The 16,453-nt window shown below is 64.4% G+C and carries 20 protein-coding genes; 4 read left to right on the top strand and 16 right to left on the bottom strand.

Features of this window, described 5'->3' with window-relative positions:
• Positions 1–294: 294 nt before the first annotated feature.
• Positions 295–1,005 carry a hypothetical protein gene (locus TSH58p_RS17705; protein WP_109067740.1) on the bottom strand — a complete coding sequence of 237 codons (711 nt, stop codon included), beginning with the start codon at positions 1,003–1,005 and terminating at the stop codon, positions 295–297.
• Between the two features lie 777 nt (positions 1,006–1,782).
• On the opposite strand from TSH58p_RS17705, the gene TSH58p_RS17700 reads away from it, so the two are divergent.
• From TSH58p_RS17700 to TSH58p_RS17685, 4 genes are all read left to right on the top strand, one after another.
• The gene (locus TSH58p_RS17700) at positions 1,783–2,877 is read left to right on the top strand and encodes a hypothetical protein (RefSeq protein ID WP_162600042.1); all 1,095 of its coding nucleotides are present in this window, start codon (positions 1,783–1,785) and stop codon (positions 2,875–2,877) included.
• 55 nt (positions 2,878–2,932) lie between these two features.
• On the top strand, positions 2,933–4,078 hold the full coding sequence (locus TSH58p_RS17695) for a serine protease (protein WP_109067738.1): 1,146 nt from the start codon (positions 2,933–2,935) through the stop codon (positions 4,076–4,078).
• 474 nt (positions 4,079–4,552) lie between these two features.
• Entirely contained in the window at positions 4,553–4,834 is a 282-nt protein-coding gene (locus TSH58p_RS17690; RefSeq protein ID WP_109067737.1) for a hypothetical protein, read from the top strand.
• Between the two features lie 101 nt (positions 4,835–4,935).
• Positions 4,936–5,751: a competence protein CoiA gene (locus TSH58p_RS17685; RefSeq protein ID WP_109067736.1), complete on the top strand. Its 816-nt coding sequence runs from the start codon at positions 4,936–4,938 to the stop codon at positions 5,749–5,751.
• A 102-nt stretch (positions 5,752–5,853) separates the two neighbouring features.
• Here TSH58p_RS17685 and TSH58p_RS17680 read toward each other — a convergent pair whose 3' ends face one another.
• From TSH58p_RS17680 to TSH58p_RS17605, 15 genes are all read right to left on the bottom strand, one after another.
• Positions 5,854–6,849, bottom strand: a complete 996-nt coding sequence (locus tag TSH58p_RS17680; protein WP_109067735.1) for a hypothetical protein — start codon at positions 6,847–6,849, stop codon at positions 5,854–5,856.
• Positions 6,846–7,436 carry a hypothetical protein gene (locus TSH58p_RS17675; protein WP_247895508.1) on the bottom strand — a complete coding sequence of 197 codons (591 nt, stop codon included), beginning with the start codon at positions 7,434–7,436 and terminating at the stop codon, positions 6,846–6,848. Before TSH58p_RS17675 ends, TSH58p_RS17680 begins: the two co-directional genes overlap by 4 nt.
• 16 nt (positions 7,437–7,452) lie before the next feature.
• On the bottom strand, positions 7,453–8,469 hold the full coding sequence (locus TSH58p_RS17670; protein ID WP_109067734.1) for a DUF1376 domain-containing protein: 1,017 nt from the start codon (positions 8,467–8,469) through the stop codon (positions 7,453–7,455).
• 247 nt (positions 8,470–8,716) lie between these two features.
• The gene (locus TSH58p_RS17660; RefSeq protein ID WP_109067732.1) at positions 8,717–9,217 is read right to left on the bottom strand and encodes a GNAT family N-acetyltransferase; all 501 of its coding nucleotides are present in this window, start codon (positions 9,215–9,217) and stop codon (positions 8,717–8,719) included.
• Between the two features lie 3 nt (positions 9,218–9,220).
• Positions 9,221–10,429: a phosphoadenosine phosphosulfate reductase family protein gene (locus TSH58p_RS17655; protein WP_109067731.1), complete on the bottom strand. Its 1,209-nt coding sequence runs from the start codon at positions 10,427–10,429 to the stop codon at positions 9,221–9,223.
• Positions 10,426–10,620, bottom strand: coding sequence for a hypothetical protein (locus TSH58p_RS17650; protein WP_109067730.1), 195 nt, complete (start codon positions 10,618–10,620; stop codon positions 10,426–10,428). Before TSH58p_RS17650 ends, TSH58p_RS17655 begins: the two co-directional genes overlap by 4 nt.
• A complete protein-coding gene (locus TSH58p_RS17645) occupies positions 10,620–11,399 on the bottom strand; it encodes a hypothetical protein (protein ID WP_109067729.1) in 780 nt (259 codons plus the stop codon). Before TSH58p_RS17645 ends, TSH58p_RS17650 begins: the two co-directional genes overlap by 1 nt.
• Positions 11,396–12,766 (bottom strand): DEAD/DEAH box helicase, encoded by a 1,371-nt coding sequence (locus TSH58p_RS17640; RefSeq protein ID WP_109067728.1) that lies wholly within the window; start codon positions 12,764–12,766, stop codon positions 11,396–11,398. The genes TSH58p_RS17645 and TSH58p_RS17640 overlap by 4 nt, the downstream gene beginning before the upstream one ends.
• On the bottom strand, positions 12,763–13,029 hold the full coding sequence (locus TSH58p_RS17635; RefSeq protein ID WP_109067727.1) for a hypothetical protein: 267 nt from the start codon (positions 13,027–13,029) through the stop codon (positions 12,763–12,765). Before TSH58p_RS17635 ends, TSH58p_RS17640 begins: the two co-directional genes overlap by 4 nt.
• Complete coding sequence (locus TSH58p_RS17630; RefSeq protein ID WP_146205802.1) at positions 13,026–13,484, bottom strand: hypothetical protein; 459 nt, start codon at positions 13,482–13,484, stop codon at positions 13,026–13,028. Before TSH58p_RS17630 ends, TSH58p_RS17635 begins: the two co-directional genes overlap by 4 nt.
• Positions 13,485–13,488: 4 nt before the next feature.
• Positions 13,489–15,120, bottom strand: coding sequence for a hypothetical protein (locus TSH58p_RS17625; protein ID WP_109067725.1), 1,632 nt, complete (start codon positions 15,118–15,120; stop codon positions 13,489–13,491).
• Between the two features lie 14 nt (positions 15,121–15,134).
• Positions 15,135–15,401 carry a hypothetical protein gene (locus TSH58p_RS17620; protein ID WP_109067724.1) on the bottom strand — a complete coding sequence of 89 codons (267 nt, stop codon included), beginning with the start codon at positions 15,399–15,401 and terminating at the stop codon, positions 15,135–15,137.
• Position 15,402: 1 nt separating this feature from the next.
• On the bottom strand, positions 15,403–15,798 hold the full coding sequence (locus TSH58p_RS17615) for a hypothetical protein (RefSeq protein WP_109067723.1): 396 nt from the start codon (positions 15,796–15,798) through the stop codon (positions 15,403–15,405).
• 62 nt (positions 15,799–15,860) lie between these two features.
• Positions 15,861–16,025, bottom strand: a complete 165-nt coding sequence (locus TSH58p_RS34070) for a hypothetical protein (protein WP_247873795.1) — start codon at positions 16,023–16,025, stop codon at positions 15,861–15,863.
• A gap of 117 nt (positions 16,026–16,142) precedes the next feature.
• Positions 16,143–16,340, bottom strand: coding sequence for a hypothetical protein (locus TSH58p_RS17605; protein WP_109067721.1), 198 nt, complete (start codon positions 16,338–16,340; stop codon positions 16,143–16,145).
• Between the last annotated feature and the right edge of the window lie 113 nt (positions 16,341–16,453).

Raw genomic sequence — 16,453 nt, 5'->3', positions numbered from 1 at the left:
TCCCGTGCGAACCAATCGCATTAGACAGCGCCGCAAAATCTGTCCTATGGGACAAAGCCGGTTGTCCTATGGGACATTGGCCGATGTCTCACGGGACAAGTGCCGTTGTCCTATGGGACAAACGCCAATGTCTCATGGGACATCAGCCCGGCAAAAAGTTATCCACAAGACATTTGCGGGGCTTCACCCGGCCATCAATGGCCCTCCCCGGCATGCTTCGCACACCGCGACCACCGCCGAGTCGTAACCGATACGCCGATTCGCCCAATCGGCCAGCACCACAACATTTGGTGCTCACCGGAGCTGGTCAGCCTGCCGAGCCTCCCACGCCTGCCGAGCCGCGTTGTACTGGCGCTTGGTGATCCAAACCCGATCGCAGCCGCGCCGCTTCCGTCCGACTGCCCAGCGCGGCCCGAAGGTCTCGCGCATGAAGGCGGCAAAGGTTCCATCGTCCGGCGCTGCCAGGGCCTCATACCGAACCGGCCCGGCCCCATCATCCGCCGGCACCAGCGTTCCGCACGTCGCGTAGGTCTCCGGGTTCTGCGCGTTGCACAGCTCGTCCATCGTCGCGGCCCGGAATGTCTCCACCGCTTGCGCCATGCGATTCCGCCGCGCCAGATAGCGCGACGACAGCACCGACAGCGGGCCAGCAACGTCACCCGGCTGCATGCCGTGGCGCGCGGCGAAGGCCTGCAGCCGCAGCAGGTCCGCCGTTGCCGGCTCCTTCTCAGTCCCCCGCGGGCGGAAATAGTCCAGCTCCGCCGGCGTCAAGGCGGTGTCAGGAACGCCACCAAGCGCGCGCAACGCCGCTTCCGAGTCCACCCGCTCTTTCAGGGCCGACGCGCGGAACCGGACCAGGAAGGCCAGCGGCGACGTGCATTCCCGTTCGAAGGTCGACTCCCACGCCTCAGCGACGTAGCGCGTCCCCAGCTTGCGGCGCAGGTGCTGCATGCGGTCGGCGACGTCCTGCAGCGTCACCAGGGCGGCCCGGACCTTCTCCAGCACCCATTGCGGCACCTTGGCCAGGGTGATCGCTTCCGCCGGCCCCGCGCTGGATTCGCCTCGCCGTCGCAGCCCTCCAGGTCGAGCGGGCAGACAGACGCGGAGTGGTGGACGAGCTGGGCGCCCTTAGTAGCGCACGTCATCTCCGCCTGGAAACCGGAGCCGCATCCTCCACCACGGTAGCGACAACCGCCGGAGCGGCTTGGACAGCTTCCCGGCGGGTCTTTCCCGATGCGCGTCCTATACGTCGCCTGCGACGGCCGGGCCCTGGGCGTCGCGCAGGTCGACGGGTTAGCGTTACTCTCTTGGTGGCACATTCGCGGGAAGAATCTCCCGCGGACCGGCGACAACGCGACCTGCGGCGATTAACGAGACCTTGCGGATGCGGTCGTCAGCTGAATCCGGGCGCTGACCGGGGAGAGGCCACTGCAACTCGTCGGCGCCCAACACGAAACAGTGGCATTTCATTGCATAGAACTTTCGTTTCCGACATTTGACCAAAAGGTCCACTCTCACTATATGCATTTTGTCGATATGAACGTCTTAAACTTCAGTTTGCTAGATCAATCATACCACCCTAATCTGTAACTCTCACGGAACAGAGCTGATTCGGAGGGAGGCATGTGGTGTCGAACAGCGTCGCTCGTCATCTCGGCTACAATTATTGCGGCATGTGCCTCTCACAACGCCGCCGACCAAGCAGTGCCTGACGGCGTCATCTATACAACGCAGGCTGCGCTCGGGCCGTGTGCCTTTGTCCCCCAAGAGACGCAGACGAAGATGTTCGGTGGTGTGCTGGCGGCTATTGGAGCCAGTGCCATTTCGCAGGGCGTCAACTATTTAGGGCAAGCACTGACCGACGCCGCATCCGAAAGGACATGGAAGGTTTTTGCCAGCCGGAACTTCGAAACATCTAAGGATAACTTCCCTCGTTGCGTTCAGATTGCACGAGGCAAATTCCTCACCTCCCCCTCCAAACATGCCTTAGACACGCTGCCGGAATGGTCCGGCCACCGTGCGAACGATGCGGAGGGGGCAACATGGAAAGTGGATCAGCGCAAGGCAGTAATTGACAACGGGCTTTGGCTTGCCGAAAGGCCAGACTTCTTCTTCGAAGGAATCTTCCGCGCCTCCTCCGACAATTCGGCCCTGACCATAGAGCCGGTCGTGGTCATGCTTGACGAGCCCATCGGAACCCGTTTGCTCCGAACCGGCCAGTCCCGGCAAGTCGCCGTCTTCATGTCGCTTCATGCGCCTGGATCCGATCCAAGCCTTGAGAAGGCTCCGGCCGCGACGATCAAAGTCGGGGGCATTTCCCGCCAGGAGCCTCGCATGTTCAGGACCTCTGTCGACGCGCGTGAGGATGGCATCTCTAGCGCAGTTTCCATGCCCTTCGAGTCGCCATGGTTTCAGCTCAGCAAGACGGACGCCGTCAAGCCCATGACGGCAAGTGTGCTCGTTACCGAAACCGAATCTGCCAGCGAGTTCATTGCGTTCCTTGGACGGGTTCTAAATGACCAGACCGTTAAGACCAAGACGACCACGGCGTTGCAGGAATTGGTAATCCCCGAGCGCAGGCAAGCAGCTGAACAGAGTGAGCGGCAGCAGGAGGTGACCGCCAACAACGAAGCGGATACTAAGTTCGCCGACGCCATCATAAAGCTGCGGGCATGCTCGGCTGCGACCACGCGGGTGGAGGAATCGGCTGCGGCCGCGCTTACCGCCATGCGTGACGCCAACATTAAGGCACGCATAGCAGGGCGTAACGAGCCCTTCAGGCCAGAGCATTTCTCAAGGATCAATCTGACTGCCGGTCCTCCGGCCATTGTCGGTTCGTGCGGAGCCGCGCTCTCGAGCGTGGTGACATCGGGATGACCGATGTCGCCGTTGCTCGATGTCCTAATTGAAGGTGCAACGACGGGAGGTTCTGATGAGTCGTTTGGTCGTAGCAGGCCTTATTATCGGCATGGCGTGCGCCGTTTGCCACCCGGCATTTGCCCAAGGAAACGACATTGGAAGGACAACGGAACGGACGCTACGCGATGCGACTGATACATTGCGAAATATTCGTGGCCGCATCGAGGACACCACGAGAGCGCCGAAGCCGGATGGCGCTAGCGTTCACGAGCAGCGCGCAGTAGAGGACGCCCTTAACGACTTTCTCCGGGAAGGGGCCCGGGCGGCAACAAGTATCTACGGACTGGAAAGTAAGGCCATTTATGGTGGTGACGACCGAAAAAACTATGGGCATTCAAGGACGACGCCCAATCAGCGCAGGGCTGCGGACGCGACGGCCGCCTTGGTCAATGCCGCCAACGTATTGGCGCGAGCCGATGGCCAATTCTATGATCTGCCGGGCGGAAACGTCCTCGATGGTCCGTCCGGGCGCGGCTTGTGCACTCCCAAACAGGCGGAATCACTGAAGGAGCCGGAGGAGCCGTTCTGGGATGAACCCAATCCAGCGTTTTGCTCCGGCTTCAAGGTCGGCAGGAACCTGATCGCCACCGCCGGCCACTGCATTCGCGATCAGGAAAGCTGCAATAACACCCGGTTTGTTTTCGGCTTCTACAAAACCAATGATAAGCCACAGCCAGAGCAGGGGATTGCCGCCAAGAACGTGTACAAATGCGAAAAGATCGTCGGTGGCGAATTGGAACCAGGCATTGGCAGCGACTGGCGGATCGTTCAGGTGGATAGGGAGATCGACGCGCCGCAGGTAACCATTCGGGCGTCGTCCTCTCCGCCCATCAACGTAGGTGAAGGGGTGACCGTGATCGGGTATCCGTTGGGACTTCCGGTCAAAATCGCCGATGGAGCGGCAGTGCGTTCCCTAAACGCTAAACGTGGGTTTTTCGTGGCTAATCTCGATACTTACCAAGGGAATTCCGGGTCAGCGGTGTTTAACACGGCCCGTTTGTCCCAGGGAGAATTGCTGATTGAAGGCATATTGGTTCGCGGCGAAAATGATTTCAAAATAAATTCGCCGTGCTTTATTTCTAAGCGTTGCCCTATTGACGGATGCAGAGGTGAGGATGTCACACTTGCGAACAGGCTCGAAAAGGCACTGAAACCGTGAACCCATGTCGGTACATAGGGCAGGCGGTCATTGTGACCGCCTGCCTATTGACTACGATTGCCGCTGCGACCGCCGCCTCCGAGTCTGTGGAGACGGTGTGGGAAGCGTATATTGGACAGGACGTTTTGCGATTTCGAGTTGCTTCTGGTGGATGCACCAACGCGGCTGACTTCGACGTCATGCTCCGGCCCGCTCCCGCTCCCAGACTGATGGACTTGACGTTGGTGCGAAAAAAAACGGATAACTGCAAGGGCTTTTTTCCACGGGGCGTGGAAATAACCTTTGATCGGCATCGCTTGTCGGTTCCAGAAGGCACCGCTATTCGTCTCATGAACCCGATCCGCTAGGCTCTGTGGACTCTTGGGCGTTCCATTGCAATACGACGCAACACACCATAGGGTTTTTACCATGAAGACGATCCGCGCCCTCTCCGATCTTTAGAATTTCGCCCGCAAGCATGGCCTGCCTCCCTCGGTGGTGCTGACCAACAGCACTGCGGTAATTCCGTTTGAGCTGTATGTGGAGCCCGCACACACATCGCGGGAGCGAACCAAGGATTTTGACGTCGCCTACTACACCGCCTGGGTGGAGAGCGTAGGCGGGTGGCTGAGCGCCATGAACTGGCTGAACGGCGAGCTGGGCACCAAGTACACCAGAGCCGACGTGTTCCGCTGGGGACATCCCGAACAGGAAAGCGGTCGCCCGATCCCGGCAAAGGTGCGAAAGCTGCTGACCAGCCAACCGGATGTAGAATAGCCCTCCCCAGCGCGGCTCTCGGGGCAACATCGTAGAGTTTTTCATCCTAGACATTTGCCATCTTCCGCCGCATTCTCCAAATTGAAGAATTTGGAAGAATCATGCTGGTTGCGGTTGATAGCGGCGTAAGGGTTCTAGCACTCGGCGCTCCAAGGAACGGCGACTACCGGTGCCCAGCATGCAATGAACCCGTCATTGTCAAACAGGGGTATATCAAGGTTCACCACTTCGCTCACAAGCGAGGATCGGCCTGCCCCTTTGCTGCCAAGGAAAGTGCTGAGCACCTAAAAGCAAAGAATTTTATGGCGCGGCTCTTCAAGAACCTCGGCTACCATGTAGATGCTGAAGTAGATCTCGAGCTCCCAATGTGGGCAGACAAAGAAGATCGCAGAGCAGATGTGCTGGTGACCAATCAGGCTGGAAAGCGATTAGCGATCGAAGTGCAGAACACCCAGGTAGGTATCAGTAATCTCTTAGCCCGAACCAGGGATTATGCACGCCTTGACACTGCGGTCATGTGGCTTCCGGTGCTTAAAATGAACGCAGTAATAACTCATGATGAGAATGGTTTGCTGGTTCAAAAATACACGCAGCACGCCATGGAAACTTGGATGTTAGATTTCATCTTCTCCAAGACAATGCCGTATTACGATGCCAGCAAAGACGCCATCTGGATGGCAACGAGATTACCTCATCGCATAGAAAAAGAATCGAAAGAGTGGTACGATAGCGATGGAAATTATAACAGCAGCGCCGGTTATTTGTATACATCAAAAAGATGGATAGACCTATCCTTACGTGGACCTTTTGGCTCTAGTCAGTTAAAGCCAGTTTTAAAGTTCAGGAGGGCATCAACCTTCCGTAACCTGCCGTTCCCATCTGCAACGTATGCCACTCTCGTGCCCTTGCTATCGTGATGCTCGGAACAGAGCGAATTGGAGCAGCGTGCGGCAGACTTGCAATACAGCACAACCGCTCCAATCCGCATTGGATGTTCATGCGTCTTCGTTTTTCTTCGACTAATCCAAGCACGAGGATAGGCGCTTCTTCGCCCGATCGTAGAGCTTCTGCATCGTAGGCGCCGTCTCTACCCACCGCTTGCCTTTCAGCTTGATGGCGCGCGGGATGATCCTCGGCTCCCCCTCCTCGTTGAGGCCGTCGATGTCTTCGCAGTAGCGCATCTCCACGGGAACGCCGTTGAACAGAACGCGTGTCCGCTTGATGTCCGCGGGCAGTTCATAGATGTCGCCCACCACGTCCAGGGCGATGCGGAGCGCGGTCTTGGCGCGGGCCTGTTGAACAGCGGACCGGCCACCTGCGGCTTCGCGCATGGTTTTCTCATGGATCACGATGTCCTCCACGATTGTCCACAGGCTGATGCCGTCGTACCAAGGCAAGTCACTGCACGCCCGCTTAACCAGCTCCAGGTTCCGGCCCGCGGCGACGGCGAAATCCTCCCAAGCTCGGCCGCCGATCGGGGAATATTCCGGCGCCGCATCGTCCCGCGCCTCTCGCGCCCCAGCCACCGTCTTGACGTCCTGCGCCAGCCGGTCGCCCGCCTCAAACTGGCGCATGGTCAGCAGGTGGCGCTGCTGGAGGGTGCCGAGCGAGGTCAGCGCCCGGCCGCGGGTCACACCGGCCTTCATGGTCTGCTCGGCCACCACGTCGCCACGGGCGGCGCGGATCTCGTTCGGGCTGCGGGCGCCGATAAGGGCAACGCGGGCGCGCTCTGCGGCTGCAGACGCGTCCACCTTCTGGCGGGCGTGCTCGACCAGCTCCAGCGCCACAGCTTCGGTCGCATCCGTCAGCAGCAGTCCGCCAGCGACCTGCGAGACGCGGAAATGGCGGACGGTCTCGCGTCCATCGATAGGGCCGCGGAACGTGTAGACACCGGGCACATTCAGGTTCTTCAACAGCCGGTCCGGAGCGGCGCCCCAAAACGCTGGGACAGGCGGGGCGGACGGCGCGGCAGCCTGGGCGTCACGCACTCGGGCCTTGGTCTTCTTCTTGCTCATCGCGCGTTCCCCACGCTGGTGTCGTCAAGCTCGTTGTCGATGGTTTCGGCCGGTTTCCGGCGCACCGGGCGCCCACCGTTCTTTGCCCAGAATTCCTCCATGAGCCGTTCCGTGCTTTCGCTCATGGAGCGCGGACCTGCCGGGCTGTCGTCCTGCTGCCGGCGGTTCTGGTTGCCTGGTCGGCGGCGAACCTCTCCACCGCGGGCGATCACCGCCAGCCGCTCGAAGGCCTGCCGCAGACGGTCGCGTTCGGCGTCCAGTGCCGGGGCGAGCTCGGCCCAGCCGGGGAACCATTTGAACTGGCGGGCGACACGTCGGAGCATCTCCAGGTCTTGGAACATGGCCGCCGGATAGCCCTCCTCGACGATGTCCGTCACGGCGGTGGCCAGCTTCGTCTCAGACGGCATGTCCCCGGCCATGCGCTTCGCGAGGTGCGCGACCCATCGCTCGGCAACATCCACAGGAACCGGGGCCGACCGATCGCGGAGCCATGCCACAGCGGTGGCGGCTTCTTGCTGCGTCTCCAGTGGGATGACCGCGGGCGGCTTCCAGTCTGAAGGGCGCATCACCCACGCCCCGTCGACCATCGCACCGTTCTGCTGATCAGCCAGAGCCTCCCGCAAGGTCCCGCTCAACGATGGCCTCAAATCGGTTGGGAGGTGTGGCGCGGCGGCGGCCGGAATCAGTTCGTTGGACATCGGAAACCTCGGGAAGCGGACGGGAGCGGTCGGCGATGGCCCGTGCGATGGGGTCATCGAAGTAGTTCAGCGACCTGGGCGGCCCCTGCCCCTTCCTGCGCTCGCCCATGACCCGCGCGACCGTGCCAACGATCAGCTCTTCGTCGGCGCCCTGCTTGAGCCACGCCATGACGCGCCCGTAATCCCCGAACCAGTTGGGGTTGTCAGCCACGCCCATGATCGCGGCGACCGTCTCACCGATGCGGACATGTTCCGCTTTTGGCTTGGGGGGCGCAGGGTCCGGAGGCGCGTCGACATGGCCCGCCGGTTCGTCCAGACCATCGTCCTCGGCCTCCTCTCCATCCTCGTCCTGATCCAGCTCGTCCACCTCATCCGCCGACGGCACGGCGGCATCAGCCAGATCAGCGGCATGATCGGGCTGCTGTTGAGCGCGAGCGCGGGAATCGGCATCCCGCTGGGCCAAGAACTGTTCGAAGGTCGGCAGAGGCCGCTTCAGCTCACCCAGCCTCTCGGCGCGCTGGTTAGCCTTTCGGATGCGGGAGCACACGGTTTTCCACCGCTGCTCCAGCTTCTTTTTCCAAGCGTGCAAAACGCCCTCAGCCACCACGCGGTGATGAAGGCGGCCATCGGAGCACAGGAACCACCCGTGCAGCGCCATCTCCTTCACCTCCAGCCATGTCCGCATGTCGCGGCCAAGCTCAGCGAGGCGGCAGAGGTCGACGTCGTTCGCCGGCAGGGTCCCCGCCGGCACCTGATCCCAGGACTTCAGCCAGAGCGTGACCCCGGCCCGCCATTCCTCGGCGGTGGCATGGGCGTGGAAGGTCGAGCTGAACAACGCGTGCCGGAACAAGGGCGTGTGCGGGAAGTCCCGCAGATCAACATCCGACGGCACGAGAGGATCAGGCTGCAAAGGCGTGTTCATGACCGCCTCTCAGGGGTTGGGGTCAAGCGGCTGGCCGGGCCGCCGTCAGCGATCAGCGAGCCTTGGCGGCTGTCGGTCGGCGCCTTGGGCAAGCCCATGCGGGCAATCTTCGTCCGCACCGCGGCGACGCTCCGCCCGACGGTTGGCGCCGTGACAGCTTCGACCTTGCCGGCGAGGTGATCCCGCTCGGCGCGGCGCTTCTGGCCAGCTGTCCAGCGAGGGGACGGGAAGTAGCGGCGCCCCGCCATCACGCATTCTCCAGCGTGGCCAACCGCAAGCCCCGGACCTGCGCACGCATCAGGGCTGCATCATCGGGCAACGGATGGAACCCACGCCGCGCGAAGGCGGCTGGATGGGCGGTGCGGACCAACACGAAGTGGTCGGGCGCAGCGGCGTGACGGATCTGCGTGAGCGCCGCATCGAGGAGGCGCCCGCCGACGCCGTGCCCCTGGTGGCGGGGCGACGTGCCCCAATAGGCGATCTCCCAGCCCAGCGCCGAGATGAAGGCGGAGCGGTAAGCCACCACGCCGACGATGTCGCCGTCGACCACCGCCACCAGCACGTTGGAGCCGTGCGGGCAGATGGCGGCCGTCGCGTCATAGAGCATTCTGCGCAGGGCCGATTCGCCATAGCGCGGGGGCACCGTGCCATCGGGCCGGCGGTGGCAGGACTGGAGGAGGTCGATCACCTCCGGCACGTCGTCACGGGCCAGGGCGCGGATGGAGATGTTGCGGGTCAGCGCGGTCATGGCTCACCTCACCAGCAGCGGCTGGACGGAGCCGTCGCCGTAGATCATGTCGAGGGGGACGTCGCCGGTCGGTTCGTCGCCCTCCCAGCCGTTCGGCCAGGTCCCGGCAGCGATCAGCTCGCGGATGCGGGCTTCCTCCTCCGCGTTCAGCAGGTCGATGCGCGGCCGGTCGAGCCGAGCAGCCTCGACGTTGCAGGCGGCTTGGATGCCGAGAACGCGGTCGAGCCCCATCAACCGGGCCTCGAAGGTCAGCGGACCCATGCGCTGCCGGTTCTTGGCGCGAGCCAAGGAGCCGTCCGCGTTCAGCCCGGTCTTCTTCAGCCGGTGTTTCGGCTCCCGCAGTTCCCGGTAAAGCGGCTTCAGCCCCTGCAGCGGCGCGAGATAGCCCCATTTCGGCGCCTTCAGGATGGATTCCAGCGCCTTCTCCTTCTGAGCCAGCGGGCAGCCGACGCAGCCGGTCCGGGCGTTGATCTCCTCCGCCTCGTCCCCACCATAGGCGTCCGCGATGTCGGCCGTGGCCCAGCCGGCGGCGTGGGCGTCGAACATCAGCCATTCCCAGACGTGGCAGACCCGCCAGTGCAGCAGGGGCGCCAGCGTGGCGATGCGGCCCCGGATGCCCTTGGCGTTGGGCAGCACCTGCTGGTACCAGCCCTGCCCGCACTCGCCGCCGTCCTTGCCGCAGCTGAGCGCAATCCGCTGGTCGCGGGCGGCGGACTCGCCCATGCGGACGCCGGTGATCATCAGGAACGTGCCGTTGATGGCGGCGAGCTGCTGCTCAATGGCCGCGGTCATCGGGTCGACTTTGATCTGGCGCATGCACCAGCGGAGCGTGTTGTTGTTCGGCGGCGGCACGCCCCGGCCCAGGATGTAGACCAGGAACCGCTTGTCGAGCGGCGCGGTCACCACCTGCACCGCGATCCCGCGCGCCCGGATCTGGTCCATGATGCGCAGCGCGGCGATGGCCAGCGGCGGCAGTTCCTGGCGGGTGTCGGCATAGAAGGCGGTCAGCGTCTTCGGGCGACGGATCTTGCCCGTGTCGATCAGGTGGACCAACAGCGTGAGGATGGCCGTGCTGTCCTTGCCCCCGCTCCACGCCAGCCCCCAATGATCATGGGCGTAGGCATGAGCAATCAGGCTCTGGATGGTCAGCTCGACCGCGTCGTCCTTGTGGAGGCGGGCGCCGTCGAAGAGGGTTGCTTGGGCGCGGCTCACAGCCCACCTCCCGCCAGCCGGCGCCGGGCCGAGGTGGTGAGGTCCACCGCCAGCGCCAGGGCGTCGAGCGGCTCCAGTTTGACAGCCTGCAGCTGCCCGCTCTCACCTATCAGGGCGAGCGCAAGCGGCTTGCCGGGAACGTCGAAGATCACCGGGCGCGCCGCCGCAACCGTTTGGGTTCCGCGGGACATCACGAGCCTCTCCGTTTGTTGGATTTCTTCGGCTCCGGATCGCGGAACCCGTTTTCGATCAGCACGCCGCGCAGTTGCTCGATGGCGTCGAGCAAGGACTCCGAGGCGGACAGCACGGTGGAGAGGCCACCCCAGGACTTCAGGAGGCCGGACTTGTGAACCGCGGCGACGGCCGCCAGCAGCTCGGTGTCGCGGAAGTAGCGCGCCTCGTCTTCACCCAGCAGGCCGGACAGCTTGTCCCGGAACTCCTTCAGGTGCTGGTACTGCCTGGTCCGGCAGTCCACCTCATGCTCCACCAGTGGCCCGAGGCGCTTCTTAACCTCGGCCTCGATCTGCGCTTCGTCGGTCTTGTGGGCGTTGCGCAGCATGGCGGCAACGAACAGCCGGTCGAGCGGCTTGGCCTCGGTGAGCTGCGCCTGCTTCTTGGTGTGGATCACGCCGTCGGCGCCGAGCACTTTCCAGCCCCAGGCGGCGGGCAGCTCCTTGGCATCGGCGATGACGCTGTTCTCGGGCGTGACGACGTACCAATAGTCGCAATAGGCGGCGATGCTCTCGGCCTTAGTCGGATCAGCCAGTTCCCGGCGCCAGTCGCCCCGGTAGACCTTGATCTCGAAGCCTGTGACGTGCATGCCGTGGCTGGGCCAGAGCGACATGGCCACCGCGTCGGCGTAGCGCCGGATGTTGGCACCGGTCGAGCTGGCGACCTCGAACAGGATGGCGTAGGCCGGGGCCGCGTAGGCGCGGCGCAGGGCGGCCTTGATGTCGGCGGCGGTGGTCATGCGCGCCTCCGTTCATTCTGCCGCTCGCGCAGGCGCTGGGAGGCGTGGTAGATCCAGGAGTTGGCGAGCCCCTTCGCACGCGCGATATGCCGAATGTCGATCTCGCTTGCGACGAACCGCTCCAGTTCCTGCGTTGGGAGCTTTCTCAAGATGTGCTCCGACACGCCGGCCAGGACGGGGAGTGTCGTCTGCCGCCAGTGGGGGAAGGCCATGCTGCAGCTCGGGCAAAACGGGCCGGGCTCAAAACGGCGATGGCATTTCGGGCACCGGATCGTGCGGTGGCGGATGGGGATTAGCCCGTCTTCCAGGGTCCAAAGCAGATCAGCGTCAGGCAGACCGTGCAGGTTGGCGCCGCCAGCCATATCGATGATGCAAGATCGCGTCTTGCCGAAGTGGGTTCGGAGAACGCGGCCATCCTGTTGCTTCTTGAGCTGCGTCGACTTGGTTGGCCTCAGATTGATGGCGCCGGACACGACCGGAATATCGGTCCCTTCATTGACGAGCTGGCACGACATGAGGTGCTGGTAGTAGCCGGAGGCGAGCCCATCAATGGCGGAATCGCGGTCGGTGTCGGACATCTCCCCGTCAACGGCGATGGCGCGCCACCCGTAGGCCGCAGATATTGCTGCGGCGCGGCGCGCATGGGCGATGGAGACGCAGAAGACGATGGCCGGCTCGCCCGGCATGCGGGCGGCATAGGCGTTCATCGCCATCTTGGTGATCTTGTCGTTGTTCATGAGACGGTCGAGTTCACCGACCGCGAAATCGCCACGACTGATCGGAACGCCCGAGGTGTCCGGGCTCCAAGGCTCCCACACCTCAGCTGGGCACAGCCAACGGGGGGTGAGTTCCGCCACGGACGGGCCGCGAACAGCCTCATTGAACAGAACGCCGAGCGGCTTTCCGTCACCCCGATACGGCGTGGCGGTGACGCCAAGAATCAGGGCGTTCGTGAAATCCTCCAAGAGAGCCTGCCAGCCAGCGGCCACGGCATGATGGGCCTCGTCCACGACAACCAGCTTGATGGTGAGCAGCCAGCCGGCCAGCCGCTTTTTGCGGGCCTTCAGCGTGTCGATGGAGCAGACGTGGACCAGCGCCAGGGGGTCCAGATCATGGTCTTGGTCAACCACCGAAGCCTGGATGCCAACGCGAGCTAGAGTGCGCACGGCTTGGTGCAGCAGTTCCCGGCGATGGACCAAGAAGACCGTCGGCCAGCCGAGGTTGACCACCTCGCGGATGACGCCGCGCACCACTGTGGCGGTCTTCCCTCCAGCTGTCGGGAGGGCATACAGAGTTCCCCGAACGCCGCGCGCCAAGCACGCCAGAATCTCGTCCGCATTTTTCTGCTGATAGGGACGGAGCTTCATGCGCCCCTCCGTTGGCCGGGCCGGGGCTTGCGATCGCGCGAGAACCAGTAGATCGGGTGCGTCACGGCGTCCGCGGGCACAGCGGCCTGACCGAGGCGCTCCACCTCCAGCGCCCACACCTTGTTCTTGCGCGGCTGGCGCGCCTTCACCTCACGGCTGGTCAGCACCAGATAGGCGCGGCGCGCCCGCGGCCCCTGCGGGACGATGTACGAGCCGGGCAGCGGCTGGACGTCGGAGTGATAGGTGATGCGGGGGAGCTTCATGCCGCACCTGCCAGCATCAGCGTCGCCTTGTAGACGGCGACCTCTACCCGCGGGCGGGCCGGATCGACGAACCCCTCTTCGTGCTTCAGCCGAATCTGGCGGTCGTTGACGATCAGCCGCTTCTCGACGCGGGCCTTACGCTCCTTGCCCTTCCCGATCCAAGTCGTGCGGTTCTGCAGGGCGTCGTAAACGAGGCTCCCGTCCAGATCGGGCCGGCGGCTGGCGTAGAAGATGCGCAGGGAGACGCCCACGTCCCCGTCGTACGGCTCTTCCCACTTCGGGACATGCAGGCCGGCGACCGCCTCGAAACCCAGAGCCTTGTCGCCCTTGCGCAGCGCGGCCCGATCGCCAAACTGGACGATCTCACGGCTATTCCCCTTGGCGGCCGGTTCGCCGGGGACGACGAACCGGGCCAAGAGTTCGCCCCAGACCCATTTCTGTTGCGGGGCTGCCATCGGATCAGACCGCCGCGAACATGTTGCTGGAGATGGTTGGGTGGTTGAGCGGAGGCGACAGCAGCCTGCCCATCGCCAGCGTCGTGCAGGCATTGACGAGTTCCGCACGCGACACGTCGGCCAGCCGGTCGGCGAAGTGGCTGTTCACCTGATTCGCCCAGGTTTCGCCGGACTTCGGACCGGAAGCGTCGACCAGCGGCTGGCGCTCCTTCTGGTCGAACACCACCCAATGGTTGGGCTCGATCTCCTGCACGCCGACGCGCCCCTGCTCGGGGTCCCAGGCTTCCGGCTCGGCGGTGGCGATGGCTTCCGCCTGCCCGGCTTCATCGTCGCCCTGCTGGTCGGCCTCGCCCGGCTCATCGGCCGGTTCGGCGCCGCCGTTCTCCGCGTCGGTCACGCCCTGGTCATCGAAGTTCGGCTCGGTGTCGTTCGCCTCGCCCTGCCCTTCGGTGTCCGTGGCGGCCTCCGTATCCTCGCTGGCGGTCCGCTCCGCCACCGGAGCCTTCGCCGCTGGGCGCTCGTGCTTCGGCTCGGCTCCGGCCTGCTGGTCGCGATAGCCCGCCTCGATCTTCGCCTTCGGCTCGCCGCGGCGCCCCTTGGTCAGCACCTCCAGCGGCGTGCCCGCGGCGGCGCCGTCGTAGCCGAAGAAGTAGGCTTCGATACGCTGCTGCTTCGCGCTGCCGGTGAACTTGACCTTCTCGGCAGCCGGGGCGGCGGGCACCTGCTCTTCCGCATCCGGCGCGAACTTGCCCTCGAACACCACGCCGAAGCTGCCCTCCGGATCGGCGAGGCAGGGGTGAACTAGTTCACGGATCTGCGCCGGAGAGAGCATCTCGTCGGCGGCGGCCTGCGCGGTGTTGAGCGCATCGGCACAGCGGGCGACCAGCTCGGCGTCGGCGTGGCGGAAGACGACGATGCCGCCTTCGTCCCAACACATCACCGCATGATTGCCAGTATCCGCGATCTCGCCGTTGTAGAACCGCGCCGCCCAGGCGGCACCGGCCACCCGGCCGCGCTCCCACAGCCCATGCTCCGGCGTCTCGGCGTCGTGCGGGTTGGCGTCGGAGCCATGACCCTGCTTGCCGGCCGTCTTGCCGTTGTTGAATGCGAATCCTGCGCCTTCGGGCATGTCCTCCGCGGCGGCCAGCGGGGGCGGGTCTTCCGAGACCGGTTCGTCGTCGGGCGCCTGGGGCGGAGCTTCGGCGTCGGGCGCGTCAGATGAATCGGTCTCGTCCGCATCTTCCATCTCGGGCGGCGGGGCCGGAGGTTCGGCCTTGGCCAGATCGTCGCTGGCCTGCTGCAGGGCCTTCTTCACCGCCGGCTTGATGCTGGTGGTGAAGCCGAACAGGTCGAGCTTCACCACATCCCCCAGCAGCGCGTGCATGGCGACGTGGAGCTTCTTGATGCGCTTCTGCCGCTGGGCGTCATCGTCCAGGTGACGGATGCCGTGGCAGAGCCGGAAGATGTCGAAGTCGACGCCGGTGGCCTTGATGAGGCCCTTGGCTTCCTTGATCGGCGCGCGGGCGGCTTCCAGGGCCTCCTGCGCGTCGACCAGATCGCTCGATGCTTGTCGGAGCGTGTTGGCGACGTCGTCGTCCGCCATGTTGGTGGGGTTGTCCTTGGCCTTGCGTGCCATCGTGGACTCCAGGTTCAGAGGGTGGGGGAACGGAGGCGGGCTGCCTGCATGGCCCACGCCTCATCGACGACCTCAGCCGGCCAGAGGCCGTACTGACCGGGCAGCGCGCGCCCGACAGCGGTCGTCTCCTCGATGATCATCAGCTCGCCACGCATGCAGGCGATGCGGCGAACGATGCGAACAGGTCGCCCCAGCAGAATCACGACAGCGCCCAGCGGCGCCTGCGCGGCAACCTGCTGGACGAGGGCTGTTGGTGCTGGGGCGAAGGTGGTGCGGATCACGTCACCCGACCTTCATTCCGCCACGCCCAAGGCCGGGCGCGGAGACGCGAATGTCTTCCAGGTACGTGTTGGACTTGGTGCGCCCGTAGACGATCCCATGGTGATGCGCACACCAGGACGAGCCCGGCTGATGCGGCTTGGCTTGGCAGTAGGACCAGCTCTTACCGGGCTGACCGACCTCGCCATCGATCCAGCGGCAGCCGTGCGGCACCTTCGGGTCGAGTACCGCGGGTTGGGGATGCTGCTCAACGGGGGTCGACGTCGCGCGGCGCCCGTGCGTGATGCGGCGCTTGTGGCCGCCGACGCCGGTGCCCTTCGTGATGCCCAGGCGCTGCGCGCGGCCAGCCACCACGTTGCGGGTGGTGCCCAGCGCATCGGCGACCTCCTCATAGGTCATGCCCTGGTCGATCAGCAGGGCGCGCAGGCGGTCCGGGTCGATGTCAGTGGCGAGGCCTGCCCTCAGCTTACGCGCCGGCCGTTCAGCCGAACCGTCGCATCCACTGCCGCATCCGACATCTCGCCCTGCGGCTGGATGCCCAGGAGGAAGTGCAGCCGGTCCCGCAGGAACCCGTTCGCGGCGAACACGCGGGGGACGAGCGGGCACGGCTGCGACAGCCGGTCCAACGCTACGTCCGTCCGCGTCCTCGGGCTGAAGCTGTCCAGTGGGCGCGTCGGAGGAAGGGAGGGGCGACGCAGCGGCAGCGGGTTCTTCGGCATCGATGCTCCCCACTTCGTCGTTGGTCAGGCCGCCCGAACGTGCTTCAGGAAGGGGTTCAGCACCACCTCGCCGCCGTCCTCCTTCACCGCGATCCGGCCCCGTTCGGTGCTGGCCCGCACCACCGCTCCGGTCCGCTCGGCGGTCAGGCCGCCCGACGTGCTGGTGGTCTGAAACACCACCCTCTGCCCCTTCTTGAACTCGGTCTCCTTGACCTTCGACATGTCGCTTGTCCTTCTGCTGGCTGGCCGGCTCGCGGCCATGGTCGCCCTGCGACGGTATGCCCAGGGAATCGGTGGGGGTGGGGCGGCTCGATTGGCCTTGCTCATTCGCCATG

Origin of the sequence: Azospirillum sp. TSH58 (assembly GCF_003119115.1) — a bacterium.
GTDB lineage: Bacteria > Pseudomonadota > Alphaproteobacteria > Azospirillales > Azospirillaceae > Azospirillum.
The sequence above is the reverse complement of the archived record's forward strand: the minus strand, read 5'-3'. Positions and strand labels throughout refer to the sequence as shown.